The 26,424-nt window shown below is 71.1% G+C and carries 25 protein-coding genes; 10 read left to right on the top strand and 15 right to left on the bottom strand.

Features of this window, described 5'->3' with window-relative positions; genetic code table 11:
• The first annotated feature begins 47 nt into the window (after positions 1–47).
• Positions 48–1,889 (top strand): glycoside hydrolase family 3 protein, encoded by a 1,842-nt coding sequence (locus AC3AGO_RS25525; protein ID WP_487822570.1) that lies wholly within the window; start codon positions 48–50, stop codon positions 1,887–1,889.
• A gap of 84 nt (positions 1,890–1,973) precedes the next feature.
• Here the strand turns inward: AC3AGO_RS25525 and AC3AGO_RS25520 are convergent, their stop codons facing one another.
• The 9 genes from AC3AGO_RS25520 to hisD all read right to left on the bottom strand — a co-directional run bounded on the left by AC3AGO_RS25520 (position 1,974) and on the right by hisD (position 9,220).
• Positions 1,974–3,182 (bottom strand): cytochrome P450 family protein, encoded by a 1,209-nt coding sequence (locus AC3AGO_RS25520; protein WP_487822569.1) that lies wholly within the window; start codon positions 3,180–3,182, stop codon positions 1,974–1,976.
• Between the two features lie 241 nt (positions 3,183–3,423).
• The gene (hisF, locus tag AC3AGO_RS25515; protein ID WP_487822568.1) at positions 3,424–4,194 is read right to left on the bottom strand and encodes an imidazole glycerol phosphate synthase subunit HisF; all 771 of its coding nucleotides are present in this window, start codon (positions 4,192–4,194) and stop codon (positions 3,424–3,426) included.
• Complete coding sequence (locus AC3AGO_RS25510) at positions 4,191–4,586, bottom strand: RidA family protein (RefSeq protein ID WP_487822567.1); 396 nt, start codon at positions 4,584–4,586, stop codon at positions 4,191–4,193. Before AC3AGO_RS25510 ends, hisF begins: the two co-directional genes overlap by 4 nt.
• Complete coding sequence (gene priA / locus AC3AGO_RS25505; protein ID WP_487822566.1) at positions 4,583–5,308, bottom strand: bifunctional 1-(5-phosphoribosyl)-5-((5-phosphoribosylamino)methylideneamino)imidazole-4-carboxamide isomerase/phosphoribosylanthranilate isomerase PriA; 726 nt, start codon at positions 5,306–5,308, stop codon at positions 4,583–4,585. Before priA ends, AC3AGO_RS25510 begins: the two co-directional genes overlap by 4 nt.
• A 31-nt stretch (positions 5,309–5,339) precedes the next feature.
• Positions 5,340–5,996, bottom strand: coding sequence for an imidazole glycerol phosphate synthase subunit HisH (gene hisH / locus AC3AGO_RS25500; protein ID WP_487822565.1), 657 nt, complete (start codon positions 5,994–5,996; stop codon positions 5,340–5,342).
• Positions 5,993–6,139: a hypothetical protein gene (locus AC3AGO_RS25495; protein WP_487822564.1), complete on the bottom strand. Its 147-nt coding sequence runs from the start codon at positions 6,137–6,139 to the stop codon at positions 5,993–5,995. The genes hisH and AC3AGO_RS25495 overlap by 4 nt, the downstream gene beginning before the upstream one ends.
• Before the next feature lie 14 nt (positions 6,140–6,153).
• Complete coding sequence (gene hisB, locus AC3AGO_RS25490; protein ID WP_487822563.1) at positions 6,154–6,747, bottom strand: imidazoleglycerol-phosphate dehydratase HisB; 594 nt, start codon at positions 6,745–6,747, stop codon at positions 6,154–6,156.
• Positions 6,747–7,850: a histidinol-phosphate transaminase gene (locus AC3AGO_RS25485; protein ID WP_487822562.1), complete on the bottom strand. Its 1,104-nt coding sequence runs from the start codon at positions 7,848–7,850 to the stop codon at positions 6,747–6,749. Before AC3AGO_RS25485 ends, hisB begins: the two co-directional genes overlap by 1 nt.
• Entirely contained in the window at positions 7,847–9,220 is a 1,374-nt protein-coding gene (hisD, locus tag AC3AGO_RS25480) for a histidinol dehydrogenase (protein ID WP_487822561.1), read from the bottom strand. Before hisD ends, AC3AGO_RS25485 begins: the two co-directional genes overlap by 4 nt.
• Positions 9,221–9,419: 199 nt before the next feature.
• Between hisD and AC3AGO_RS25475 the strand changes: the two genes are divergently transcribed.
• The 4 genes from AC3AGO_RS25475 (at position 9,420) to AC3AGO_RS25460 (ending at position 12,650) form a co-directional block, all read left to right on the top strand.
• Positions 9,420–11,063 (top strand): oxidoreductase, encoded by a 1,644-nt coding sequence (locus AC3AGO_RS25475; RefSeq protein ID WP_487822560.1) that lies wholly within the window; start codon positions 9,420–9,422, stop codon positions 11,061–11,063.
• A 92-nt stretch (positions 11,064–11,155) separates the two neighbouring features.
• Complete coding sequence (locus AC3AGO_RS25470; protein WP_487822559.1) at positions 11,156–11,974, top strand: LON peptidase substrate-binding domain-containing protein; 819 nt, start codon at positions 11,156–11,158, stop codon at positions 11,972–11,974.
• A gap of 17 nt (positions 11,975–11,991) precedes the next feature.
• The gene (gene ybaK, locus AC3AGO_RS25465) at positions 11,992–12,492 is read left to right on the top strand and encodes a Cys-tRNA(Pro) deacylase (RefSeq protein WP_487822558.1); all 501 of its coding nucleotides are present in this window, start codon (positions 11,992–11,994) and stop codon (positions 12,490–12,492) included.
• An 83-nt stretch (positions 12,493–12,575) separates the two neighbouring features.
• A complete protein-coding gene (locus tag AC3AGO_RS25460; protein WP_466319588.1) occupies positions 12,576–12,650 on the top strand; it encodes a 50S ribosomal protein bL37 in 75 nt (24 codons plus the stop codon).
• Positions 12,651–12,671: 21 nt separating this feature from the next.
• Here the strand turns inward: AC3AGO_RS25460 and AC3AGO_RS25455 are convergent, their stop codons facing one another.
• From AC3AGO_RS25455 to AC3AGO_RS25440, 4 genes are all read right to left on the bottom strand, one after another.
• Entirely contained in the window at positions 12,672–13,286 is a 615-nt protein-coding gene (locus AC3AGO_RS25455; RefSeq protein ID WP_487822557.1) for an ABC transporter permease, read from the bottom strand.
• Between the two features lie 208 nt (positions 13,287–13,494).
• Positions 13,495–14,343: an ABC transporter permease gene (locus tag AC3AGO_RS25450; protein ID WP_487824811.1), complete on the bottom strand. Its 849-nt coding sequence runs from the start codon at positions 14,341–14,343 to the stop codon at positions 13,495–13,497.
• Between the two features lie 5 nt (positions 14,344–14,348).
• Positions 14,349–15,317, bottom strand: a complete 969-nt coding sequence (locus AC3AGO_RS25445) for an ABC transporter ATP-binding protein (protein WP_487822556.1) — start codon at positions 15,315–15,317, stop codon at positions 14,349–14,351.
• Positions 15,318–15,437: 120 nt separating this feature from the next.
• Positions 15,438–16,700: an NYN domain-containing protein gene (locus AC3AGO_RS25440; RefSeq protein WP_487824810.1), complete on the bottom strand. Its 1,263-nt coding sequence runs from the start codon at positions 16,698–16,700 to the stop codon at positions 15,438–15,440.
• 246 nt (positions 16,701–16,946) lie between these two features.
• On the opposite strand from AC3AGO_RS25440, the gene AC3AGO_RS25435 reads away from it, so the two are divergent.
• On the top strand, positions 16,947–17,117 hold the full coding sequence (locus tag AC3AGO_RS25435) for a hypothetical protein (RefSeq protein ID WP_487822555.1): 171 nt from the start codon (positions 16,947–16,949) through the stop codon (positions 17,115–17,117).
• 151 nt (positions 17,118–17,268) lie between these two features.
• Here the strand turns inward: AC3AGO_RS25435 and AC3AGO_RS25430 are convergent, their stop codons facing one another.
• Together AC3AGO_RS25430 and dnaE are read right to left on the bottom strand one after the other, a co-directional pair.
• Complete coding sequence (locus AC3AGO_RS25430) at positions 17,269–17,424, bottom strand: hypothetical protein (RefSeq protein ID WP_487822554.1); 156 nt, start codon at positions 17,422–17,424, stop codon at positions 17,269–17,271.
• Between the two features lie 313 nt (positions 17,425–17,737).
• Positions 17,738–21,280, bottom strand: coding sequence for a DNA polymerase III subunit alpha (gene dnaE, locus AC3AGO_RS25425; protein WP_487822553.1), 3,543 nt, complete (start codon positions 21,278–21,280; stop codon positions 17,738–17,740).
• Positions 21,281–21,479: 199 nt separating this feature from the next.
• Here dnaE and AC3AGO_RS25420 point away from each other — a divergent pair, with 199 nt between their 5' ends.
• The 4 genes from AC3AGO_RS25420 to AC3AGO_RS25405 all read left to right on the top strand — a co-directional run bounded on the left by AC3AGO_RS25420 (position 21,480) and on the right by AC3AGO_RS25405 (position 26,422).
• Complete coding sequence (locus AC3AGO_RS25420; RefSeq protein ID WP_487822552.1) at positions 21,480–22,808, top strand: DUF2252 domain-containing protein; 1,329 nt, start codon at positions 21,480–21,482, stop codon at positions 22,806–22,808.
• 136 nt (positions 22,809–22,944) lie between these two features.
• Entirely contained in the window at positions 22,945–23,640 is a 696-nt protein-coding gene (locus tag AC3AGO_RS25415) for a hypothetical protein (protein ID WP_487822551.1), read from the top strand.
• Between the two features lie 62 nt (positions 23,641–23,702).
• Positions 23,703–24,512, top strand: a complete 810-nt coding sequence (locus tag AC3AGO_RS25410) for a thioredoxin domain-containing protein (protein WP_487822550.1) — start codon at positions 23,703–23,705, stop codon at positions 24,510–24,512.
• A gap of 278 nt (positions 24,513–24,790) precedes the next feature.
• The gene (locus AC3AGO_RS25405) at positions 24,791–26,422 is read left to right on the top strand and encodes an alkaline phosphatase D family protein (RefSeq protein WP_487824809.1); all 1,632 of its coding nucleotides are present in this window, start codon (positions 24,791–24,793) and stop codon (positions 26,420–26,422) included.
• Positions 26,423–26,424: the final 2 nt, after the last annotated feature.

Genomic DNA, 26,424 nt, shown 5'->3' with positions numbered 1-26,424 from the left:
CCCTGGTAGTACCCGGAAGAGCGCGCCCTGACGGAAAGCGGTGTCTCATGCACTTCACTGAACGGTCCGGTGTGTCCCGCAGACAGGTCCTCGGTACGGCCGTCGCCGGCACGGCCCTCGCCCTCGGCGGCAGCGGAGCCCCCTCCGCTGCCGCCGATTCATTGCGGCAGCGGGCACGGAACATGGTCCGCGGCATGACGCTGGAACAGAAAGTGGGCCAGCTGTTCGTCGTCGAGGTGTACGGGCAGGAAGCCGACACCGTGCACGCCGGCAACCGCAAGCTGTACGGGGTGGACACCCCCGCGCAGGTGCTGGCCAAGTACCGGCCGGGCGGCGTCATCTACTTCGACGCGCGGCGCGGCCCGGACAATCTCCGCGAGCCCCGCCAGATCGCCCGGCTCTCCAACGGGCTGCAGCGCGGCTCCCCCGTTCCGCTGCTGGTCTCCGTCGACCAGGAGGGCGGCAGCGTGGTGTTCCGGCTGACCGCCCCGGTGACGGCGCTGCCCGGCAACATGGCGCTGGGTGCGGCCCGTTCGCCGCGGGACGCCCGCCGCTCCGCGGAGATCATCGGCCGGGAGCTGTCCTCCCTGGGCATCAACCAGAACTACGGCCCCGTCGCCGACGTGAACATCAACCCGGACAACCCGGTGATCGGGGTGCGCTCCTTCGGCTCGGACACCGCGCTGGTCTCCGAGCTCACGGCCGCCGCCGTACGGGGCTACCACCAGGGCGACGTCGCCTCCGCCGCCAAGCACTTCCCCGGCCACGGGGACACGGAGACCGACAGCCACTACGGGCTGCCCCAGATCAACCACACCCGTGCCGAACTGGACCGGATCGATCTGCCGCCGTTCCGCTCCGCGATCGCCCGCGGCGTCGACACCGTCATGACGGCGCACATCGTCGTGCCGGCCCTCGACGACAGCGGCGTACCGGCCACCATGTCGCACAAGATCGTGACGGGGCTGCTCCGCGAGGAGCTCGGCTTCGAGGGGCTGATCGTCACCGACGCGCTGGACATGCAGGGCGCGGCGGGCCAGTTCCCGCCGGACGTGGCCCCCGTACGGGCGCTGCAGGCCGGCGCCGACATGCTGGTGCTGGCGACGAAGATGGACACCGCGTTCCCCGCGGTGCTGGACGCCGTGCGCGGCGGGAAGGTGAGCGAGCGCCGGGTCGACGAGTCGGTGGTGCGCATCCTCGAACGCAAGCTGCGCCAGGGCCTGTTCAAGGACCGCTACGTGGACGAGAACCGGGCCGTCCGCGTCGTCGGCAGCGCCGGGCACACCGCGAAGGCGGCGGCCATCACGGACCGCACGGTCACCCTCATCAAGAACGCGAAGGCCGACAACGCGAAGGCCGGGAACGCGGAGGCCGAGAAGGCGGGCGGGCTGCTGCCCCTCTCCCCCGGCACCGCGCGCCGCGTCCTCGTCACCGGCTGGGACACCACGGCCACCGGCGCGCTGGCCCGCGCCGTCGGCACCCGTACGGGCCAGACGGCGACGGCGCTGGCGACCGGCAACGCGCCCACGCAGCAGCAGATCGACGAGGCGGTGTCCCGCGCGCGGGAGGCCGATCTGGTGCTGGTGAGCTCCAACGCGGCGGCGGCCGGCACCGAGAAGGGCGTGGCCCAGGCCAAGTTGGTGAAGGCGCTGCTGGAGGTGGGCAAGCCGGTCGTGGTGGCCGCGCTGCGCAACCCGTACGACATCAAACGCTTCCCCGGCGTACCGGCCTACCTCGCCACCTACTCGTACGGGGCGCCGTCCCTGGCCTCCCTCGTGAAGGTGCTGTACGGCGAGGTCTCTCCGGGCGGACGGCTGCCGGTGAGCATCACGGCGCTGGACGACCCGGACACCACGCTCTACCCGTTCGGGCACGGCCTCACGTACTGACGCACAGCTGCGGGCGGTTGACGGGCACGGGCCACGCGGCCCGTGCCGTCGCCGTCTCCCGCTGCGTCCCCGGCTACGGCTGCGTCACCAGCGCACCGGCAGTTCGCGTACGCCGCGGATCAGCAGTCCCGGGATCCGCGGCAGCGCGGCCTCGTCGGCGTCGGGCTCCATGCCCGGGCAGCGCTCCAGCAGCGTACGGAGGGCGATTCTGCCCTCCAGCCGGGCGAGCGGCGCACCGAGGCAGAAGTGCAGCCCGTGCCCGAAGGCGATGTGGCCGCGCGCGTCGCGGCGGATGTCGAACCGGTCCGGTTCGGCGAACCGGGCCGGGTCCCGGTCGGCGTCGGCCATGGTGATGAGTACGACGGAGCCGGCCGGGATCACCGTGCCGTCGTCGAACTCCACGTCCTCCAGGGCCACTCGGGGCGTGGACGTCTCGACGGGCCCGTCCCAGCGCAGCATCTCCTCGACCGCGCCGTCCACCAGCGAATGATCGCCGCGCAGCAGGTCGTACTGGTCGGGGTGGGCGAAGAGCGCCCGCATGCCGTTGCCGATCAGGTTGACCGTGGTCTCGTGGCCGGCGACGAGCAACAGCACGGACATGCCGATGAGTTCGTCGGGGGACAGCCGGTCGCCGCCCTCGTCCACCGTGTGGATCATCGCGCTGAGCAGGTCGTCGCCGGGGTCCGCGCGCTTGGCGGCGATGAGCCCGGTGAGATACGCGGTCATGTCGCGGTTCGCCGCGTACTCCGCTTCGGGGCTCGTGGGGGCGACCATCTCGTTGGACCAGGCCCGGAAGTCCTTCCGCTCCAGCCCCGGCACGCCGAGCAGTTCACAGATGACGGTGATGGGCAGCGGGAACGCGAGCGCGTCGATCAGGTCGGCGCGCCCGGCGCCGTCCGCGAGCATGGCGTCCAGCAGCCCGTCGGTGATCTCCTGGACGCGCGGGGCGAGTTCCTCGACGCGGCGGGGCGTGAAGCTGCGGGCGACGAGCCGGCGCAGCCGCGTGTGGTCGGGCGGGTCGCGCATCAGCATGTGCGCCAGGGCAGGGCTGTCCTGGTCGACGTTCCTGATCTGGCTGACTCCGCCCACCTTCCGCCAGTCGCGGCTGAGCCGCGGGTCGGTGTAGGCGGCCCGGCAGGCCTCGTACCCGACGACGATCCACAGTCCGTCGCCGTTGGCCGTACGGACGGGGTGGGCGGGACCCTGCTCGCGCAGTTTCGCGTAGACGGGATAGGGATCGCGGACGAAGTCGGCCCCGAGCTCTTCGAGATCGACGACGGGTACGGCGGTCATGTGTTCCCCCTAGCTGGACACCGCGGGCCACGCTAGGCCCCCACGACCCCCGACCGCCGCTGTTTTTCGGGCAGTTGAGGGTCGCGTGGAACGACGCACCACAAGGGGCGCGGGAAACAGCGCACCACAAGGGGCGCGGGGAACGGCGCGAAAAAGGGGCGCGGGGAACTGCGCAAACCCCAGCGAAACCGCACCCGCCCAACACACGCTCAGGTCACACGAAGCGGCGCACGCGAAGCGCCTACCGCACCGGCTGCCCCGCCTCCCGCAACGTGTCCTTGACCTCACCGATGCGAAGATCGCCGAAGTGGAAGACGGAGGCGGCAAGCACCGCGTCGGCCCCCGCCTCGACCGCGGGCGCGAAGTGCCCGAGCGACCCCGCGCCGCCGCTGGCGATGACGGGAATCCCGACCCTCCCCCGCACCGCCGCGATCATGGACGTGTCGTACCCGTCCTTCGTGCCGTCCGCATCCATGGAGTTGAGCAGGATCTCGCCCGCGCCCAGCTCCGCGGCGCGGTGCGCCCATTCGACGGCGTCGATGCCCGTGCCGCGCCGTCCGCCGTGCGTGGTCACCTCGTAGCCGGACTCCGTCTCCGTGCCCTCGGCGCAGCGCCGCGCGTCGACGGACAGCACCAGCACCTGGCTGCCGAACCGTTCGGCGATCTCGCGGATCAGCTCGGGGCGGTCGATGGCCGCGGTGTTCACACCGACCTTGTCGGCACCCGCGCGCAGCAGCTTGTCGACGTCCTCGGTGGAGCGCACGCCGCCGCCGACGGTGAGCGGGATGAACACCTGCTCGGCGGTGCGGCGCACCACGTCGTACGTCGTCTCGCGGTCGGAGGAGGACGCGGTGATGTCGAGGAAGGTCAGCTCGTCGGCGCCCTCCGCGTCGTACACCTTGGCCATCTCGACGGGGTCGCCCGCGTCGCGCAGGTTCTTGAAGTTGACGCCCTTGACGACGCGTCCGGCGTCCACGTCGAGGCAGGGGATGACTCGTACGGCCAGGGTCATGCGGATGCTCCTCGGTACGCCTCCACCTCGACCTCGACGGAGAGCGAGGGGTCGATGAAACCGGAGACGATGATCATGGCTGCGGCGGGACGGATGTCGTCGAACAGCTCCTTGTGGGCGCGTCCGACGTCCTCCACGTCCCGGGCGTGCGTGATGTACATGCGGGTGCGGACGACGTCCGCCGCGCCGAGCCCGAGCTCCTCCAGCGCCTCGACCGCCACCTGGAAGGCGCGGTGCGTCTGCTCGTACGGGGTGCCGGCCTCGATCGCGCCGTCCACCACCGAGGTGCAGCCGGCCACCAGGACCAGGCCGTTGGGCAGTTCCACGGCCCGGGAGTAGCCGTAGGCCTCTTCCCAGGGGGCTCCGGAGGAGACCCGGCGTATCTCGGTCATGACGTCACGGCCTCCAGTGCCTCTTCCAGGGTGAACGCCTTGGCGTAGAGGGCCTTTCCGACGATCGCGCCTTCGACGCCCTCGGGTACCAGCGTGGCGATGGCCTTCAGGTCGTCAAGGGAGGAGACGCCTCCCGAGGCGACGACGGGCCGGTCGGTGGCGGAGCAGACGTTGCGCAGCAGCTCCAGGTTGGGGCCCTGGAGGGTGCCGTCCTTGTTGATGTCGGTGACGACGTAGCGGGCGCAGCCTTCGGAGTTGAGCCGCTCCAGCGTCTCGTACAGGTCGCCGCCGTCGCGGGTCCAGCCGCGGCCGCGCAGTGTGGTGCCGCGGACGTCGAGCCCGACGGCGATCTTGTCGCCGTGCTCGGCGATGACCTTGGCGACCCAGTCGGGGCTCTCCAGCGCGGCGGTGCCGAGGTTGACGCGGCGGCAGCCGGTGGCGAGCGCTGCGGCGAGCGAGTCGTCGTCGCGGATGCCGCCGGACAGCTCGACCTTGATGTCCATCCGCTGCGCGACCTGGGCGATCTGCTCCCGGTTGTCGCCGGTGCCGAACGCCGCGTCCAGGTCGACGAGATGGAGCCATTCGGCACCCGACCGCTGCCAGGCGAGGGCCGCCTCCAGCGGGTCGCCGTAGGAGGTCTCGGAGCCGGACTCGCCGTGCACCAGGCGGACGGCCTGGCCGTCGCGGACGTCGACGGCGGGAAGGAGTTCGAGCTTGCTCATCGCGGGAGAGTTCCTCGGATCGGGGTGGTCGTCAACGTCGGAGGGTGTCGGTCCAGTTGGCCAGCAGCCTGGCGCCGGCGTCACCGGACTTCTCGGGGTGGAACTGCGTCGCCCACAGCGGGCCGTTCTCGACCGCGGCGACGAACGGCTCGCCGTGCTCGGCCCAGGTGACCTTGGGTGCGGTCATCGCCGGGTTGCCGGCCTCCAGCTCCCACTCGTGCACGGCGTAGGAGTGCACGAAGTAGTAGCGCTCGTCCTCGGACAGGCCGGCGAACAGCTGCGAGCCCTCGGCGGGCCGTACGGTGTTCCAGCCCATGTGCGGGACGACCTCGGCCTTCAACGGGCCGACGGTGCCGGGCCATTCGTCGAGGCCCTCGGCCTCGGTGCCGTGCTCGATGCCGCGGCTGAAGAGGATCTGCATGCCGACGCAGATCCCCAGCACGGGCCGCCCGCCGGCCAGCCGGCGGCCGATGATCCAGTCGCCGCGGGCCTCGCACAGTCCGTCGATGCAGGACGCGAACGCGCCCACACCCGGCACCAGCAGCCCGTCGGCGGCCATGGCCTTGTCGTAGTCGCGGGTGATCTCGACTGACGCGCCGGCCCTCTCCAGGGCGCGCTCGGCGGAACGGACGTTGCCGAAGCCGTAGTCGAAGACGACGACCGACGGCTTCGCCGGTTCTGCGCTCACTGCCATACCTCCAGTCGCAGCACGCCGGCCACCAGCGCCATCACGGCGGCGATGCCGAGTACGAGGGTCACGCCCTTCGGCAGCTTCTGCTTCCAGAAGGAGTAGGTGCCGGCGGCGAAGAACAGTCCCACAAAGATCAGCAAGGACGAGATGCCGTTCACAAGGCGCCCTTGGTGGAGGGCACACCGGTCTGCCGCGGGTCGAGCTCGGCGGCGTACCGCAGCGCCCGGGCCAGCGCCTTGAACTGGCACTCGACGATGTGGTGCGCGTTCCGCCCGTACGGGACGTGGACGTGCAGCGCGATCTGGGCCTGCGCGACGAAGGACTCCAGGATGTGCCGGGTCATCGTCGTGTCGTACTCGGGGCCGATCATCGGGGCCATGCCCTCGGGCTCGCTGTGCACGAGGTACGGGCGGCCCGACAGGTCGACGGTCACCTGGGCGAGGGACTCGTCCAGCGGCACCGAGGCGTTGGCGAACCGTACGATGCCGCGCTTGTCGCCGAGCGCCTGCTTGAAGGCGGCGCCGAGCGCGAGCGAGGTGTCCTCGATCGTGTGGTGGCTGTCGATGTGCAGATCGCCGTCGGTCTTGACCGTCAGGTCGAACAGGCCGTGCCGGCCGAGCTGATCGAGCATGTGGTCGTAGAAGCCGACCCCTGTCGACACATCGACCTGCCCGGTGCCGTCGAGGTCGATCTCGACGGTGACCGAGGTCTCCTTGGTGGTGCGCTCGGCGCGGCCCACGCGGGTCATCAGCTTCGCTCCTTCATCACTGCACGAACCGCGTCGAGGAACGCGTCGTTCTCTTCCGGGGTTCCGGTGGACACCCGCAGCCGGCCGGGCACGCCGTTGTCGCGGACCAGCACGCCGTGCTCCAGCAGCGCCTGCCAGACGGCGTGCGCATCGTCGAACTCGCCGAACTGTACGAAGTTGGCGTCGGATTCGGTCACGTCGCAGCCGGCGTCGCGCAGTTCGCGCACCACCCGGTCACGTTCGGACTTCAGCCGCTCGACGTACCCGAGCAGCGTATCGGTGTGCTCCAGCGCGGCGAGCGCGGTGGCCTGGGTGACGGCCGACAGGTGGTACGGCAGCCGTACGAGCTGCACCGCGTCGACCACGGCCGGGTCGGCGGCGAGGTAGCCGAGCCGCAGCCCGGCCGCGCCGAACGCCTTCGACATGGTGCGGCTGACGACCAGTTCGGGCCGGCCCTCGATCAGCGGCAGCAGCGACTCGCGGTGCGAGAACTCGCCGTACGCCTCGTCCACGACCACCATCGTGGGCCGCACGGCCTGCGCCGCCTCGTACAGCGCCAGCACCGTCTCGCGGTCGACTGCCGTACCGGTGGGGTTGTTGGGCGAGCAGATGAAGACCACGTGCGGCCGCTGCTCGGCGATCGCGGTCCTCGCGGCCTCGACGTCGATGGTGAAGTCGTCGTTCCGCGGCCCGGAGATCCAGCCGGTGCCGGTGCCGCGGGCGATGATGCCGTGCATCGAGTACGAGGGCTCGAAGCCGATCGCGGTACGGCCCGGGCCGCCGAAGGTCTGCAGCAGCTGCTGGAGCACCTCGTTGGAACCGTTCGCCGCCCACACCTGCTTCGGGCCGACCCGGTACCCCGTGGTCGTGGTCAGATACGCCGCCAGTTCGGTGCGCAGCGCGACCGCGTCCCGGTCCGGGTAGCGGTTGAGGGTGCGCGCCGCCTCGGAGACCCGCTCGGCGATCCGCTGGACCAGCGGCTCGGGCAGCGGGTACGGGTTCTCGTTCGTGTTCAGCCGTACGGGGACGTCCAACTGCGGGGCGCCGTACGGCGACTTGCCGCGCAGCTCGTCCCGGATCGGGAGATCGTCGATACCGGTCACTTGCCCTCGCTCCCGTTCCCCGCGTCGTGCTGCGGGACCTCCCAGCCGCTCGTGCCTTCGAGTTCGCCTCCGGCAAACCTTGCCTTCACGGCCGCGCCGTGCGCGGGCAGGTCCTCCGCCTCCGCCAGGGTCACCACGTGGTGCGCGACCTCCGCGAGCGCGTCCCGCGAGTAGTCGACGACGTGGATGCCGCGCAGGAAGGACTGCACGGACAGGCCGGAGGAGTGGCAGGCACAACCGCCGGTCGGCAGCACGTGGTTGGAGCCCGCGCAGTAGTCGCCGAGCGACACCGGGGCGTACGGGCCGACGAAGACGGCACCGGCGTTCCGTACCCGCGCGGCCCACTCGTGGGCGTTCGCGGTCTGGATCTCCAGGTGCTCCGCGCCGTACGCGTTGACCACCCGCAGACCCTCTTCGAGGCTGTCGACCAGCGCGATCGCGGACTGCTTGCCGGCCAGTGCCGGGGCGATCCGGTCCTCGACGTGCTTGGTCGCGGCGACCTGCGGCGCCAGCTCCTTCTCCACCGCGTCCGCCAGCCCGGCGGAGTCGGTGACCAGGACGGCGGCCGCGAGCGGGTCGTGCTCGGCCTGGCTGATCAGGTCGGAGGCGACGTGCGCCGGGTCGGCGGTGTCGTCGGCGAGGACCGCGATCTCGGTCGGGCCCGCCTCGGTGTCGATGCCGATCCGGCCGGTGAAGTAGCGCTTCGCCGCGGCGACCCAGACATTGCCGGGCCCGGTGACCATGTTCGCCGGCGCGCAGTCCTCGGTGCCGTACGCGAACATCGCGACGGCCTGCGCGCCGCCCACCGCGTACACCTCGTCGACGCCGAGCAGCGCGCACGCGGCGAGGATCGTCGGGTGCGGCAGTCCGTCGAACTCGGCCTGCGGCGGGGAGGCGAGGGCGATCGAGTCGACCCCGGCCTCCTGCGCGGGGACCGCGTTCATGATCACGGAGGAGGGGTAGACGGACCGGCCGCCCGGCGCGTACAGCCCGACGCGCTCGACCGGGACCCAGCGCTCGGTGACGGTGCCGCCCGGCACCACCTGCGTGGTGTGCTCGCCGCGCCGCTGCTCGCGGTGGACGAGGCGGGCGCGGTGGATCGACTCCTCCAGCGCGGCCCGCACCACCGGGTCCAGCGCCTCCAGCGCGTCGCGCAGCGCGGCCGCGGGGACCCGGACCTGCGTCTGACGTACGCCGTCGAACTTCTCCGCGTAGTCGATCAGGGCCGCGGTGCCGCGATGATGTACGTCCTCGCAGATGGGCCGCACCTTTTCCAGGGCGGCTTCCACGTCGAACTCGGCACGGGGCAGCAGCTCACGCAGGGCGCGCTCGGACGGAGCGGCGCCGCGCAGATCGATTCGGGAGATCACGTCTCCAGTCTCTCAGACCGCATACGCGCCCCCGTGGTCAGTCCGATGGCCGAGACGGACCGTTCCGGGCAGAACTTGTCGCGCACATTCAACAGCGATCACTACCGTATGGCGTTCGCGCCGTCACGGAGCGGGCAAAGGACGCGTACGACCAGGGGAGAAGAACGCCCGCGAGGGCGGAGAAGGGGGACGGACACCAGTGACCGAGGCACCGGGCTCGAGCGAGCCGCCACCCGGGCTGACCACCGCGGAATGGGGGCTGTGGCAGGCCTTCCGGAACGGCAGCGAACACGATCTGCGCAGCGGAGAGGCCGAGCTGGACGACCCGAACGGGGACCACGTGTGGGGGCCGGACCGCAGTGTCCGGGCCCGCGTCATCGCGCTGCTCCTGCTGCACGGCCCTCCCCCGCTGCTGGGGCGGGTCACGTCGCTGCACCTCATGGGCGCCCACATCACCGGCTCGCTCGACCTGTCCGGCGGCGTCGTCGAGTCGTACATCGAACTGCGGCACTGCCGCTTCGAGAAGGAGCTGCGGATGCCGGAGGCGCGGCTGCACACCGCGCGCCTCGTCGACTGCTATCTGCCCCGGCTGGAGGCGGCCCGGCTGGCCACCGAGGGAGATCTGCACCTGCCGCGCTGCTCGATACCCGGCGGCATCAAGCTCACCGACGCGACGATCGGCACCGACCTGCTGCTGAACGAGGCGACCGTCGGCTGCGGGCGCGACAACCGGGCGCTGGCGGCGGACGGCATCACCGTCTCCCAGGAGCTCAAGGCCAATCTGCTCGTCACCGACGGCGAAGTGAGCCTGCGCGGTGCGCACATCGGCAGTTCGCTGCAGATGTACGGGGCCACGCTGCGCAATCCGCGCGGCTACTTCGCGCTCCAGGCGCCGCAGATGACGGTCGGGCAGATCGCCAGCTTCGCCGACGCCACCCGCGAGCGGCGCCGGCAGATCCAGGGGGCGACCCCGCCGTCCGGCACCCCGTATCTGACGGACTCGTCGTTTCTGACGGACTCGTCGTTCGCCTCCGAGGGCGGCCGGCGGTGGCGGACCAAGCACTTCGAGAGCACCGGCGGTGTGGTGCTGGACGACAGCAGCTTCGGCACCTCGCTGATCATCGAGAACGCCCGCTTCGAGCTGCCCGGCGAGCAGGAGCTGTCGCTGCGCCGGATCACCACCCCGGAGCTGAACTTCACGCCGCAGGCCCCCGAACAGGGCCGGGTGGTGCTGTCCGGCGCCACCGTCGAGAAGCTGATGGACCGGGTCGGCAGCTGGCCCCGCGACCAGCGGCTGTGGATGGCCGGCTTCACATATCTGCAGGCCATCCCGAAAGAAGGGCACTTCAACGTCAAGGAGCGCCTCCAGTGGATCGCCGCCGCGACCCCCGAGTACTCGCCCGAGCCGTACGAGCAGCTCGCCACGATGTACCGGACCAGCGGCGAGGACACCAACGCCCGTGCCGTACTGCTGGAGAAGCAGCGCAGGCGGCGGGAGACGCTGCCGCTGCCGGGCAAGGTGTGGGGCTATCTCCAGGACTGGACGGTGGCGTACGGATACCGCCCCTCGCAGGCCGCGCTGTGGATGGTGCTGCTGTGGGCGTCCGGCAGCGTGCTCTTCGACCTGCATCCGCCGCCCGCGCTGAAGCCGCACGAATCCCCGCAGTGGAACGCGGTGTTGTACGTGCTGGACCTGCTGCTGCCGGTGATCTCGTTCGGCCAGGACACGGCGTGGAACCCCCGCGGCGGATACCAGTGGCTGTCGGCCGCGCTGATCATGCTCGGCTGGGTGCTGGCGACCACCGTCGCCACCGGCGCGACCCGGCTGCTGCGCCGCCAGTGAGGCCGCTTGCCGGGGCCCGCGCCCCGGCAAGCGCGCCCGGCACCACGCACACCGCACCACTGATACCGCTGAAGGCTTTAGGCTTACCGGTTGTGACCACCGCGCTTCCGCTCTTCCCGCTCAACTCGGTGCTGTTTCCCGGCCTCGTGCTGCCGCTGAACATCTTCGAGCAGCGGTACCGCGCACTGATGCGCGACCTGCTCGAGATCCCGGAGGACGAGCCACGCCGGTTCGGCGTCGTGGCCATCCGCGACGGCCGGGAGGTCGCCGCGACAGCCACCGGCATGCCCGACGCGGCGCCGGCCCGCGGCGCCGATCCGACGGCCGGCTTCGGCCCCGACCCGATCAAGTCCTTCTACACGGTGGGCTGTATCGCGGACGCCTCGACGATCCGCGAACGCGCCTCCGCCTCCGGTGCCGCGGCGCCCGGCGACGAGGAGGGCGCCGAGGATCCGGCACCGGAGACCGGCGACGCGCCCGAGGGCGACGCCGGGTACGAGGTGCTGGCCACCGGCACCTCCCGCTTCCGGCTGCACTCCGTCGACGCCACGGGCCCGTATCTCATGGGCGAGATCGAGGAGTTGCCGGAGGAGGAGGGGGACGGCGCGGGTGCGCTGGCCTCCGGAGTGCTGCGGGCCTTCCGCGCGTACCAGAAGCGGCTGGCGAGCGCCCGGGAGCGGACGCTCGCCGCGGGGCAGGAGCTGCCGGACGACCCGGCGGTCGTCTCGTATCTGGTCGCCGCGGCCACCGTCCTCGACACCCCCGCCAAGCAGCGGCTGCTCCAGGCCCCGGACACGGCGACGCGCCTCGCGGACGAGCTGAAAGTCCTTCGCCGCGAGGCGGCGATGATCGGTAAGCTGCCCTCCCTGCCCGCGGCGGACCTGACGCGGAACCCGACCAGTCCCAACTGAGGCGCGGTACCCACCGGATGGCGAAGAAGAAACAGAAGCAGCAGCCGGGCGGCACCCCCGCCACGGTCGCCGCGACGGACGCCGGCATCGCGTTCACGACGCACGCCTACGAGCACGATCCGGCAGCCGCGTCGTACGGCGAGGAGGCCGCCGAAGCGCTCGGCGTCTCCCCCGACCAGGTCTTCAAGACGCTGGTCGCCGACGTCGACGGGAAGCTCACCGTGGCGGTCGTCCCCGTCTCCGCCTCCCTCGACCTGAAGGCGCTCGCCTCGGCGGCCGGCGGCAAGCGCGCCACGATGGCGGACCCGGCCGCCGCCGAGCGCACCACCGGCTATGTGCGGGGCGGCATCTCCCCGCTGGGCCAGCGCAAGCGCCTGCCGACGGTGCTGGACGCCTCGGCCTCCGGGCACGCCACGATCTGCGTGTCCGCCGGCCGCCGCGGACTGGAGATCGAGCTCGCCCCGGACGCGCTGATCGGCCTGACGGACGCGACGTCGGCCCCCATCGCCCGCCGCTGAACGGCCTGTTCCGGAAGCGGAGATCGGAGTGACTCCGTACGCGCGGGGTTCACAGGGCGACGCGCAGCGGCTAAGCCCGTCCCATGTCGAAACGCACACGCAAGCGCCGATGGCGGCTCAAGAAGGGCCGCGCCAACCACGGACGCCGCCCCGCGTAACAGGGGGCCCGGGGGCGGTGGCTACCAGCCGCCGTCCCCGTACTCCGGTTCCGGATCGCGGATGCCGAAGAGTCCGAGCAGCGCCACGTTCGTCACCAGCGCAGCCACCGGCCACGCCAACAGGCCCACCTTCGCCTGGAGTTCGAGGGGGCTGTTGAAGGTCGAGCCCTCACCGGCCTGCTTCGCGGCCGCCACCACGTCGCTCGTCGGCCCCAGCCACATGCCGAGCCGCCAGGCCACCAGCGAGCCGAGCACCGCGCCGACCGTCAGCCCGATCACCACGCCGAGCCCGCCCCCGCGGTTGCGCAGGAACACCCCCGCGCCACAGACCGCGCCGAACGCGAGCGACAGCAGCACGAACGTGCCGTCCGCGCCGATCGCCTCCTCGCCCTCGGGGTCCTTCAGATAGACGGCCGTGCCGTCCGAGAACAGCGGTACGTGCGGCGCCAGCCACTCCCACATCGCCCCCAGCGCGACACCCAGCACGGTCACGACCAGCGCGCACAGCAGACCGTCGCGCAGCTCCTGCCGCACCTGGAACGCCGGGTACTGGCCGGCCCCGTCGCCGCCGGACTGCGGCTCCCCCCACGGGTCGTGGGCCGGAGAGCTGCCGGAGTGGTTGTGTGATGAAGGCATCGGTACGGTCACCACGCCATCGTGCCAGGCCCCGACCGTCAGTTCGGCCACGGGTCCGCCCGTACGGGGCACGGCCCCACAAGGGGCGCGGGGAACTGCGCAAGAAGGGGCGCGGGGAACTGCGCAAACCCCAGCGGAACCGCACCCGCCCAGCACAGCCGCGGGGCACACGAAGCGGCAAACCCGGCACACCGCAAGGCGGAACGCGTCAGCGAACGGCCGCCCGCCGGTAAGCCCACGTCGCCACCGCCAGCGAGGCCACGCCCACAACCGCACACACGCCGAGGTCGAGCAGCACCACGGCCCAGTCGGGCCGCGGCTCGAACGTCCGGGCCAGCGCCTCCACGCCGTACGTGGACGGCAGCAGGTCACGCGCCCAGCTCACCGGGACGGGCAGCCCACCGGCCGGCAGCACGCCCAGCAGCAGTGCGGCGGACATGCCCAGCTGGCCGCAGACGGTGGCCAGTTCGGGCTTCGGCGCGAGCAGCCCCAGCGCGGCGCCGAGCCCCGCGAGGGCCGCGCCGGCGAGCGGGATCACCGCGGCCAGCACCCACAGCCCGCTCAGCGGCAGCTGGAACAGCACACTGCCGAACACGGCGGTCACCACCACACCGGGCACGGTGAAGGAGGCGTACGCGCCGGCCGCGCCCAGCACCACCGCGGCGGCGGGCACCGGCAGCGTGGCGTAGTGGTCGAGGCCGCCGTTCGCCCTCAACTGGCCGAAGTACTGGGCCAGCAGGTTCAGCGCCACGAACGCGACGACCAGCACGCTCGACCCGGCGACGACCGCGCGCGCCTCGGCGGCGCCGTCCACGACGCCGCGCATCAGCACCATGATCCCCAGCGACTGGAAGGTCGCCACGAACAGCAGCGGCACGCGCGCCACCCGGGCGCGGGAGAGCTGCGCCCGGTAGACGGCGCCGAGCGCCGGCCACAGCCGCGCGCGCGGCGCGAGCGGCGCGGCGCCGGGCAGCGGCCCGGCGGGTGCCGCGGCCCCGCGTCCCGCGCCGGTACGGGCCTCGCTCCGCGGGTCGAGCCGGCGCCCCGCCGTACTCAGCGAACTCACACCTTCACCAAGCCTTCCCCGCACCCGCCCAGCGCGAGATACACGTCCTCCAGGCTCGGCGTCGCGAGCGAGAAGTCGTCGAGCGCCGCGAACGCCGGGCCGCCGGTGACGACCGCGACCGCCTCGCGCGCCGCGTCCGGACCCAGCCGCAGCGTCCAGCGCCGCCCGGACACCGTCGCGTCCGCGCCGAGCGCGGCGACCTCGGGAACCTCCAGCGGAGCCCGGTCCCGCCACACCAGTTCGAGCCGTACGTCGTCGCCGACCGTGGCCTTCAGCCCGCCCGGCGTGTCGCAGGCGATGACCCGCCCGCGGTCCATGACCGCGACCCGGTCGAGGACCGTCTCCGCCTCGATGACGTTGTGCGTCACCAGCAGCACGGTCGCGCCGTGCTCGGCGCGGCGGCGGTCCACGGCGGCCCACACGGCGCGCCGCGCCACCGGGTCCATGCCGGTCGTCGGCTCGTCCAGCACCAGCAGCGGACGCTCCCCGACCAGCGCGGCGGCCACACAGGCGAGCCGCCGCTGGCCGCCGGACAGCTTCTTCAGAGCACGGCCCGCGAGCGGCCCGAGACCCAGTTCGTCGAGGACGCGGTCGCGTTCGCGGCGCGCCGTCGCGGTGTCCATGCCGCGCAGCCGCCCGGTCGTCTCGGCGGCGAGGGACACCGTCAACTCGTCCAGCGCGCTGGACTCCTGGCCCAGATACGAGAGCAGCCGCGCGGCCCGCTCCGGATGCCGTACGAGGTCGTGCCCGAGCACCTCGACCGAGCCCGCGTCGGGCCGCAGCAGCCCGGTGAGCTGCCGTACGAGAGTGGATTTGCCGGCCCCGTTCGGACCGAGCAGCCCGAAGATCTCCCCGCGCCGTACGTCGAGGCTGACGTCGTCACTGGCCCGGACCGCGGGCACCGCGGGGGTGCCCCGCCGGCCCCTGCTCGCGGGATACGTTTTGACCAGGCCGGTTATACGCACAGCCGCCCCTGCCGGGGTTTCCGCGCTGTCCGTCGCCTGCCGAGTGACCGTTCCCACGAGCCACGACCTTACGCGGTCCCCGCCCCCGCCCGGGCGCCGGGACCGCTCCCCGTGCCGTGTTCAGTCCGTCCGCGCCGGTTCCGACGGAGTCAGCTGCGTGTCGACCTCGCGCCAGAACCCGGCGCGGATCGCGTACCGGTCGTGCTCGTCGATCTGGTCGTCCTTGTGCGCCAGCAGCCCGAAGCGGGCGGCGTACCGCAGCAGTTCGCCGTCGATGCGGTGCGGGATGCGCGGATACTCGCCGGACAGCGTCTGCAGATGCGTGCGCGTCGCCAGCCGAGCGATCCACCGCCGCGCGAAGACCTGGCCCACCTCGTACGGGTCGCCGCTGACCGCCGTGATGTCCTCCTCGCGGTCCGCCCAGCGCTGCTCCGCCGTGGTCAGCTGCGCGAGCGTGGGCAGCGCCGCCAGCTCGGCCGACTCGGCGGGCGCGCCGCGTTCGACCCAGCCCTTGTCGGAGGACCAGCGCAGGGTCGCGTTCGGCGGCGGCTGCTGCTGGGCGGCCGAGGGCGAGGGCCGGCCGAGCCCCGCCAGGTCCTTGGGGGTGGGCACCCCGCCGGGTTTGCCGGCGCCGGGCGCGGCCCCCGCGTTCTCCGCGCCCTCCGGCTGCTCCGCCTCCGCCCCGGTACCGCCGGAACCCGCGGTCTCGGGCTGCTCCGGGACGGCGGGGGCCGACGCCGGGGCCGAACCGTTCTTCGCGGACTCGGGCAGCGGCGCCGAGAGGATCGCCGCGATCTCCGGACGGGGCGTCTGGGGCGCGCACACCGGGGGCGCTTCCTTCGCGCGGACGGCGTGGGTGATCCAGCTGCGGTCCAGCACCCGCCGCTCGTCGGCCTCGGCGACCAGGTCCTCGGACTGGTTGTAGTCGCCGTCGGCGGCCTGCACGGCCCACAGGTGCACGGCGACACCGTGCTCCTTGGCGGACATCAGGCCGGGCAGCAGATCGCCGTCGCCGGTCACCAGCACGATGTCGGAGCAGGCGCGGTTGCGGGCCAGTTCCGTGAGCTCGGCGTGCATGGCCGCGTCCACGCCCTTCTGCGCCCAGCGGCCGTCGCTCCTGGTCAGAGCGCCCAGCCGGACTGTGACCCGGGGCATCACGCGGAGCCTGCGGTGTTCGGGCTGCGGCACCCGGTCGGGGGCGCCGTCGAACCAGTAGATCCTCAGCAGTGAGCGGCCGGTGTCCGCCTCCGCACGTTCGCGCAGGCCCTGGATCAGCGCGGCGTGGTCGACGCTGATCCGCGAACGCGTCGGCTCCCCCGCCAGCAGACTCGCGGCGGCGCCCAACAGGTATCCGGCGTCCACCAAAACGACGCAGCGGTCCACGCGTTCCACCCACTCTCGGTAAACAACAACAGCCGGGGCTGCGTTTCCTTCGAGTCTGCCCGACCCTACAGGCCGTTATCAGCTCGAACTCGATCATCGGCGTGGCGGATCGGCAACGCCCACGGCACCGGAGAAACGGCACGGGGAGAGAGGCACTCACTCACGGTAATGAGGCGAAATGCGGGGCTTCGAGGGGAATGCCAGGCTGTTGCGAGCCCATCATTCAGAGATCACCAGGAGGCGATCATGGGCAAGAACAAGAACCGCAACCGCCAGCAGGACCGCCAGGACCAGTCCCGGAGTGCCGCGGAGCAGGCCGAGGAGCGCATGAAGAGCTCGGTCGCCGAGCAGCCGGGATCGCAGAACGCCTCGGCGGACGTCCCCCGCAAGCGCGCGAAGCGGTTCGGCCACAATTGACCGTCTCCTGACCGCTCCCCGCGGAGCGTCTGAGGCGATACGAAGAGGGTGCCCCTCCATGGAGGGGCACCCTCTCTTTGTGCGCTGCTCCGAATTCCGGCCTGTGCTCCGGCGGTTCGGCTCCGGTGGCTCCGTTGTCCCGGGCGGGGTGTCAGTGGTTCAGGTCCCACGCTTCCTGCACGCAGCGGACGCGGTCGCCGAAGGCGAGTGCGGGGAAGTAGTCGCCGAGGGCCTTCACCGCCTCGTGCTGCGAGGTGTGCGCATGGCGGAGCAGAAATACGGCCTTGTCTATCGCCTGATCGTTCACGGCGGAGCAACCTCCGGATCACCGAGAATGCGTGTATTTAGCACGTACCACGGTAGGCCGCAGAGCTGCCCGATTCGGACAAACGAGGATGTGCAGGCGGCAAAGCATCGTAAAGCCCGGTAAAGCCCGAGGGGGCGCGAGGAACGGCGCAAGATCAGGGGCGCGGGACTGTGTTCAGCGGGGGCCGACCCCCGCACCCCCAGCCGGACAAGCAGCCCCGATAAGGGGCGCGGGGAACTGCGCGAACCACGGCGGGACCGCGGCCGCCCGGCACCCGCACAGGGCACCAAGGCGGCCGCGGCCCCACCGAGCGCTAGCTCGCAAGGCAGGCGGGGCCCAGCAACTCCTTCAGGTCTCCGAAGAGCGCCGGATCAGGCGTGACCCGGTGCTTGTCGAGGCGGAGCACCGTCGTCTTGCGGGCGCCCTGCAGCCTGACCCGGACCTCACTGCCGCCGCGGTGGTGCGTCAGCACCTCGCCGAGCTTCTCCACCAGCGGCGGCGTGATCTTCACCGTCGGGATGGTGATGGTGACCGGCGCGCTGGCCGAGGCCTCGCTCAGATCCGGGATCATCAGCTCCATGGCGACCAGCCGGGGCACGTCCTCGCGCTTGTCGAGGCGGCCCTTCACGAAGACGACCGCGTCCTCGACGAGCTGGGTGGAGACCAGCTGATAGGTGGCCGGGAAGAACATGCAGTCGATGGAGCCGGCCAGGTCCTCGACGGTGGCGATGGCCCAGGCGTTGCCCTGCTTGGTCATCTTCCGCTGGAGGCCGGAGATGATGCCGCCGATGGTGACGATCGAGCCGTCCGAATAGTCACCGCCGGTGAGCTGCGCGATCGCCGCGTCGGCCTTGTCGTTGAGCACGTGCTCCAGGCCGAAGAGCGGGTGGTCGGAGACGTACAGACCGAGCATCTCCCGCTCCTGGGCGAGGAGATACGTCTTGTCCCACTCGTCCTCGGAGAACTTCACGTCGAGCCCGAAGCCCGGCGTGTCGTCGCCGTCGTCGCCGCCCAGGTCGCCGAAGAGGTCGAACTGCCCCTCGGCCTCCTTCCGCTTGACCTGCACCACGTTGTCGATCATGGGCTCGAACTCGGCGGTGAGGCCCTTGCGGGTGTGCCCCATCTCGTCGAAGGCGCCCGCCTTGATCAGCGATTCGACGGTGCGCTTGTTGCAGACGACGGCCTCGACCTTGTCGAGGAAGTCGGGGAAGGAGGAGTACTTCCCCTTCGCCTTGCGGCACTTGACGATCGAGTCGACGACGTTCTGGCCGACGTTCCGCACGGCGGTGAGGCCGAAGACGATGGTGGTGTCGTCGCTGGAGGTGAAGTTGGCCTCGGACTCGTTGACGTTCGGCGGGAGCACCTGGATGCCCATCTTGCGGCACTCGTTGAGATACACCGCCGACTTGTCCTTGTCGTCGCGCACCGAGGTGAGCAGCGCGGACATGTACTCGGCGGGGTAGTTGGCCTTCAGATAGGCGGTCCAGTAGGTGACCAGTCCGTACGCCGAGGAGTGCGCCTTGTTGAACGCGTAGCCGGCGAAGGGCACCAGGACGTCCCAGACGGCCTGGATGGCGTCGTCCGAATAGCCGTTGTCCCGCATGCCCTTCTGGAAGTTCACGAACTCCTTGTCGAGAACCTCCTGCTTCTTCTTGCCCATCGCCCGGCGCAGCAGGTCGGCCTGGCCCAGCGAGTAGCCGGCGAGCACCTGCGCGGCCTTCTGCACCTGCTCCTGATAGACGATCAGGCCGTGGGTGATGTCGAGGACGTCCTTCAGCGGCTCCTCGAGCTCCGGGTGGATCGGCGTGATCTCCTGCTGGCCGTTCTTCCGGAGGGCGTAGTTGATGTGCGAGTTCATGCCCATCGGGCCCGGGCGGTAGAGCGCCGAGACGGCGGAGATGTCCTCGAAGTGGTCGGGCTTCATCATGCGCAGCAGGGAGCGCATGGGGCCGCCGTCGAACTGGAAGACGCCGAGGGTGTCGCCGCGGCAGAGCAGCTCGAAGGTCTTCGGATCGTCCAGCGGAAGGTCGAGCAGACTGAGGTCGACGTCCTTGTTCTTGCGGATCATCTTGACCGCGTCGTCCATGATCGTGAGGTTCCGCAGGCCGAGGAAGTCCATCTTCAGCAGGCCCAGGGACTCACAGCTCGGGTAGTCCCACTGCGTCACGACCGTGCCGTCGTTCTTCGGGGAGAACACCGGCGCGTGGTCGATGATCGGCTCACTGGACATGATCACGCCGGCGGCGTGCACGCCCATCTGCCGGACCAGGCCCTCGATGCCCTTGGCGGAGTCGATGACCTTCTTGACGTCCGGCTCGTTCTCGTACATCCCGCGGATCTCGCCGGCCTCGCTGTACCGCGGGTGTTCCGGGTTGGTGATGCCGTCCAGCGGGAGGCCCTTGCCGAGCACGTCGGCCGGCATGGCCTTGGTGATGCGGTCACCCATCGCGTACGGATAGCCCTGCACGCGGGAGGCGTCCTTGATGGCGGCCTTGGCCTTAATCGTGCCGTAGGTGCCGATCATGGCGACCTTGTCGGCGCCGTACTTCTCCGTGACGTACCGGATGACGTCACCGCGCCTGCGCTCGTCGAAGTCGATGTCGACATCGGGCATGGTGACGCGCTCGGGGTTGAGGAACCGCTCGAAGATCAGCCCGTGCACGACGGGGTCGAGGTCGGTGATGCCCATGGCGTACGACACGATCGAACCGGCCGCGGAGCCACGGCCCGGGCCGACCGCGATGCCGTTCTCCTTGGCCCACATGATGAAGTCGGCGACCACGAGGAAGTACCCGGGGAAGCCCATCGAGATGATGACGTCCATCTCGTAGTCCGCGAGCTCCTGGCGGTCCTGCGGGACCCCGCCGGGGAAGCGGCGGGCCATGCCGCGCCGCACCTCCTCCTTGAACCAGGACACCTCGTCGTACCCCTCGGGGACGGCGAAGCGGGGCATCAGGTTCTTCTCCTGGAACATGCCTGAAGTCTCGACCCGTTCGGCGATGAGCAGCTGCGTGTTGCGGCAGCCCTCCTGCCAGGCGTCGGAGGAGTCGATGGCGTACATCTCCGCGGCGGACTTCAGGTAGTAGCCGGCGCCGTCGAAGCTGAAGCGGTTCGGGTCGGAGAGATTGCTGCCGGTCTGGATGCACAGCAGGGTGTCGTGCGCCGCGGACTCGCGTTCGTAGGTGTAGTGCGAGTCGTTGGTGACGACGAACGGGGCGTTGATCTTCCGGGCGATCCGCTCCAGACCGTCCCGCGCCCGCTTGTCGATGTCGATGTTGTGGTCCATCAACTCGACAAAGAAGTTCTCCTTGCCGAAGATGTCCTGGTATTCACCGGCCGCCTTGAGGGCCTCGTCCTCCATGTCCAGGCGGATCTTGGTGCTCACCTCGCCGGAGGGGCAGCCGGTCGTGGCCATCATGCCCTCGGCGTACTCCGCGAGGAGCTCGCGGTCCATCCGCGGTTTGCGGAAGAAACCCTCCAGGCTGGCCCGGGACTGGGCGCGGAAGAGATTGTGCAGGCCGGTGGCGTTCCGCGCCCACATCGTCATGTGGGTGTACGCGCCGTTGCCGGAGACGTCGTCGCGCTTCTGGTGCGGCGTGCCCCACTTCACCGGGCGGGTGTTCCGCCGGTGGTCCGGGGCGAGATAGGCCTCGATGCCGACGATCGGCGTGACGCCCGCGGACTTCGCCGTGTGGAAGAAGTCGTAGGCGCCGTGCAGGTTTCCGTGGTCGGTCATCGCGATGTGCGACATGCCCATCTCGTTGCACGCGTTGAACATGTCCTTCAACCGCGCCGCGCCGTCCAGGAGCGAATACTGAGTGTGCACGTGCAGATGCGTGAACGGCTGCTCGGCCACGGCGAAGGACACCTCCGGACACGGAATTTCTGGGCGATTGAGGAGTCTACGGCCCGGCACCGACAATCCGGTGCGCCTCCGCCCTTCGCCCGTCCTTCGCCCCGTGGGCACTCCCCCGCCACCGCACTCGTTGAGCCGTGCGGGAAGATCGGTGCCCGCGGGACACCGTCCGCAGAGCCGAACGCAGGAGAGGCACACCATGGCAACGCAGCAGAGCGGCGTCGAAGAGCGCGGTGAGCGCATACTCGACGTCTTCGGCACCGCCTTCGGCGAGCTGCTGGCCGCCGACCCGTCGGCCTTCCAGGTGAAGTTCCGCAAGATGGCCGCCTCGGCCTTCGCGTTCTACCGCGGGACAGCCTGCCTCTTCTACGCGGACCTCGAGGACGAGTGGCAGCGCGGCCCGTTCCTGGACGAGCGCACCAGCCGGGTCTGGATCCACGGCGATCTGCACGCCGAGAACTTCGGCACGTACATGGACGCCAACGGCCGCCTCACGTTCAACGTCAACGACTTCGACGAGGCGTACGTCGGCCCGTTCACCTGGGACCTGAAGCGCTTCGCCGCCTCCGTCGCGCTGCTCGGCTACACCAAGGCGCTCAGCGACGAGCAGATCAGCGGCCTGGTGCGTACGTACGCGACCGCCTACCGGGAGCGCATCCGCGCCCTGGCCACCGGCGACAAGGGCGAGGAGATCCCCTCCCTCACCCTGGACACCGCCGACGGGCCGGTGCTGGGGGCGCTGCGCGCGGCCCGCGCCAACACCCGGTTCGGACTGCTGGCCGGGATGACCGAGATCCGTGACTGGGAGCGCCGGTTCACCCCGGGCGGCGGCGCCCTGGAGCTGGACTCCGCGACCCGGTACAAGGTGCTCGACGCCTTCGACGCGTACCTCGACACGCTGCCCGCCGCGACGCAGTTCCGGCCGGACGCCTACCGCGTGAAGGACGTCGTCGGCCGGCGCGGCATCGGGATCGGCAGCGCCGGTCTGCCCTCGTACAACATCCTGCTGGAGGGCCACAGCGACGCCCTGGAGAACGACCTCGTCATCTATATGAAGCAGGGTCAGACCCCGGCCGTCTCGCGGCACATCACCGACCCGGAGATCCGCGGCTACTTCCAGCACGAGGGCCAGCGCACCGTCATCTCGCAGCGCGCCCTCCAGGCGCACGCCGACCCGTGGCTGGGCTGGACGGAGCTGAGCGGTGCGGGCCAGCTCGTGGCGGAGGTCTCGCCGTACGCGCTGGATCTGGACTGGTCGGACCTGGACGAGCCGGCGGAGATCGAGCAGGTCGTCGGCGACCTGGGCCGCGCGACCGCGACGATGCACGCGGCGGCGGACGACGAGAGCGGCCACTCGCTGGTGCCGTTCTCCACGGAGCGCGCCATCGAGGCGGCCATCGCCGCCGACGAGGACGGCTTCCCGCAGATGCTCACCGACTTCGCGCACTCCTACGGGCACCGCACGCGGCGCGACCACCAGATCTTCGTGGACCTGTTCCGGAACGGCCGGATCCCGGGGCTGGCCTGACGGGCGGCCCCGATCCGGGGACTTTAGGGACCCCTTAAGGGCCGTCGTGGCAGACTCGTGCGGCACACGCGGACGCCCGGGTCCCACACGGCACGGACGCACACGCAGAACACGACCAAGGACGCGGACGAAGGACATGGGCGGGGCAGCACTCAGGACGACGCGCGCGGCGGTCTTCACCGCGCTGTGTCTCACGCTGTCCGCGGGCTCCCATGTGCTGCTGTCCGGCGCCCCGTTGCCCGCGGTGCCGCTGCTCGCGCTGGCCTGCGGGATCTTCCTCATCGCCTTCGCGCTCGCCGGCCGCGAGCGCTCGTACGCGCGGATCGCAGCCCTGCTGGTGCCGCTCGAACTGCTCGCCGACACGGTCTTCACGACGGGCCAGCACGCCTGTTACGGCACGGCGGGCGGCCCCGTCACCGGTCCGCTGCGCTCGCTCGGGCTGGACCTGCTGTGCGGCGGCGGCAGTCTCGGTACGCCGCTGGCGCAGTTCGCGGCGGGCCGGCAGGGCGCCGGGGCCGCCGAGCCGGTCGGCTTCGGCGGGGTCGGCGAGGCCGCGCTGCCGTGGCTGCTGCTCGCCGCGCACGTCGCCGTCGGCCTCACCGCCGCCGCCTGGCTGCGCCGCGGCGAGGCGGCGCTGGCCCGGCTGCTGCGCGCCGCCGCGGCCACCGCGTTCCGGCCGCTGCGGCTGGCGCTGGCCGCCTTCCGCGGCCCGGCCCCGGCCGGTCCCGTACAGAAGCCGCGCGCCCTGTCCGCGCCGGTGCCGCACGCGCTGCCGCTGCTCAGCCACTCCGTGCACCGGCGGGGTCCGCCCGTCTGCGCCGTCGCGGCCTGAGCCGCACCGCAGACAGCAGCGATCCGCCGGACGGACCGGCGTACGGACTTACGGAGAGACCCATGAGCAAGCGCAACACCCAGGAAGCCAAGCGCGCCGCCCGCGAGCGTCTGCGCGTCGAGCAGGAGAAGCAGAAGAAGAAGGAGAAGACGCGCCGTCAGATCATCGTCGGCGTCTCGGTCGTCGCGGTGCTCGCCGTCGCGGGCGGCATCGGCTACGGCGTCATGAAGATGAACGAGCCGAGCGGCTGGGAGGCCGCCAAGCAGGCGAAGCTCGTGAAGCCCGCCAACACGGAGGGCAAGGACGGCACGACCGTCACCATCGGCAGCGGCAAGAAGCACAAGGTCGACCTCTACGAGGACCTGCGCTGCCCGGCCTGTGCGCAGTTCGAGCAGGGCACGGGCCCGATCCTGGAAAAGGCGTCCGAGCAGGGCAAGTTCACGATGCAGTACCACATGGGCGATCTCATCGACCAGAACATGGGCGGCGAGGGCTCGAAGAAGGCCCTCAGCGCCCTGGGTGCCTCGCTGAACGTCAGCAAGGACGCCTTCAGCGACTACCACAAGGCGCTCTACTCGGCGAAGAACCACCCGGAGGAGACCTCCGACAAGTTCGCCGACAGCTCCTACCTGCTCAAGGTCGCGGACACCGTCCCGGCCCTGAAGAAGGACAGCGGCTTCAAGAAGGACGTCGAGGACGGCACCTTCGACAAGTGGGCGCTGGCCATGGTCGCCGACTTCAACAAGGGCCAGGTGCAGGGCACTCCCACCATGAAGGTCGACGGCAAGACCGTGGACATGCAGGACAAGAAGCAGCTGCCGGCCGCGCTGAAGAAGCTCGGCATCGACCTCGGCAGCATGACGAAGCAGTAGCCGGGCGGCAGGGCTCGGGAACGGGCCGTCCGGGCCGGCGCGCATCGGTGCGATAGCGCGTCCGGCCCTGTACCCGGCGACAATATCGGGTGACAGGCAGACGAACTTCACGGTGGCGTCGGCCTGTCACCCGGTCGTGGTACCTAGAGTCGGCGGCCGTGACTGACACACACGCCACCACCAGCACCAACGGCACTTCCGCAACAGGACCGGCCGGAACCTCCGCTCCGGCGCACGCTCCTGACGGCGGCTCACCCGCGGGGCCGCGGCGCCGGTCCGTGGTCACGGCCACCGCCGCCTCCGCCGCACTGCTCCCCCTCGCGGCCGGCGCACCCGCCGCGCAGGCGGCGGACCGTCCGCAATCCGCCGGGGACGGGGACGGCGGTGTCTTCGCGCACGGCGTCGCCTCCGGCGACCCGCTGCCCGACGGCGTCCTGCTGTGGACGCGCGTCACCCCCTCCCCCGACGCGCTGCCCGGCTCCGGCCGGGGCGCCTCCACCGAAGTGGCCTGGGAGGTCGCCGAGGACGCGGACTTCCGTACGGTCGTCGCGCACGGCAGCGCCACCGCCACGGCGGACTCCGACCACACCGTGAAGGCGGACGTACGCGGGCTGCGCCCGGGCACCGCGTACCACTTCCGGTTCACCGCCGCCGGGGACCGCTCCCCCGTGGGCCGCACCCGTACGGCGCCCGCCGACGACGGCGCAGTGCAATCGCTGCGCTTCGGCGTGGTCTCCTGCTCCAACTACGACGGCGGCTGGTTCGCCGCGTACCGGCACCTCGCGGCGCGCAAGGACCTGGACGCGGTGCTGCACCTCGGCGACTACATCTACGAGTACGGGCGCGGCTCGTTCCCCAAGGAGAACGAGGCGGTCCGGTTCAGCAAACCCGAGCACGAGATCGTCTCCCTCGCCGACTACCGGCTGCGGCACGCCACGTACAAGACCGACCCCGATCTGCAGGCCGTGCACGCGGCCCACCCGATGATCGCCGTCTGGGACGACCACGAGGTCGCCAACGACTCCTGGGCGCACGGCGCGGGCAACCACACGGAGGGCAAGGAGGGCAGCTACGCGGCGCGCGCCGCCGCGGCGAAGCAGGCGTACTTCGAGTGGATGCCCGTACGCGCCTCCGTGGCCGGCACCGTCTACCGCAGGCTGCGCTTCGGCAAGCTGGCCGATCTGCACCTGCTCGACCTGCGCTCGTTCCGGGACAAGCAGGCGGACAACTCCAGCGGCAAGGCCATCGACGACCCGGACCGCACGATGACCGGCCGCAAGCAGCTCGCCTGGCTGAAGTCCGGGCTGTCCGAGTCCAGTTCGACGTGGCGGATGGTGGGCACCTCCGTGATGCTCTCCCCCATCGCCTTCGGCGCCGTGCCGACACACCTGATGGGCCCGCTCTCCCGGCTGCTGAACGTCTCCGAGGACGGTCTCTCCGTCAACGTCGACCAGTGGGACGGCTACACGCGCGACCGCCGCGAACTCCTCACGCACCTGCGGGACAACAGCATCGACAACACCGTGTTCCTGGCCGGCGACATCCACATGCACTGGGCGACCGACGTGCCGGTCAAGGGCGCCACCTACTTCCAGGACGGCGCGGTCGCCACGGAGTTCGTCGTCTCCTCCGTCACCTCGGACAACGTCGACGACTATCTGAAGGCCCCGCCGCACACCGCGTCCGAGCCCATCGCCGCCGCCGTGCGCGGTGCGAACCGGCACGTGAAGTGGGTGGACATGGACTCGCACGGCTACGGCGTCCTCGAACTCACCCCGGAACACGCCCAGATGGACTTCTTCGTGCTGTCCGACCGGAAGGACAAGAACGCGACCACCTCGGTGGCGCGCTCCTACCGCACCCGTTCCGGCAGTCACCGGGTCGAGCGGACCGACCAGCCCGTACGCTGACC

It is taken from the genome of Streptomyces sp. BL1, assembly GCF_057628045.1.
This window is presented reverse-complemented; position numbering and strand designations above follow the sequence as displayed.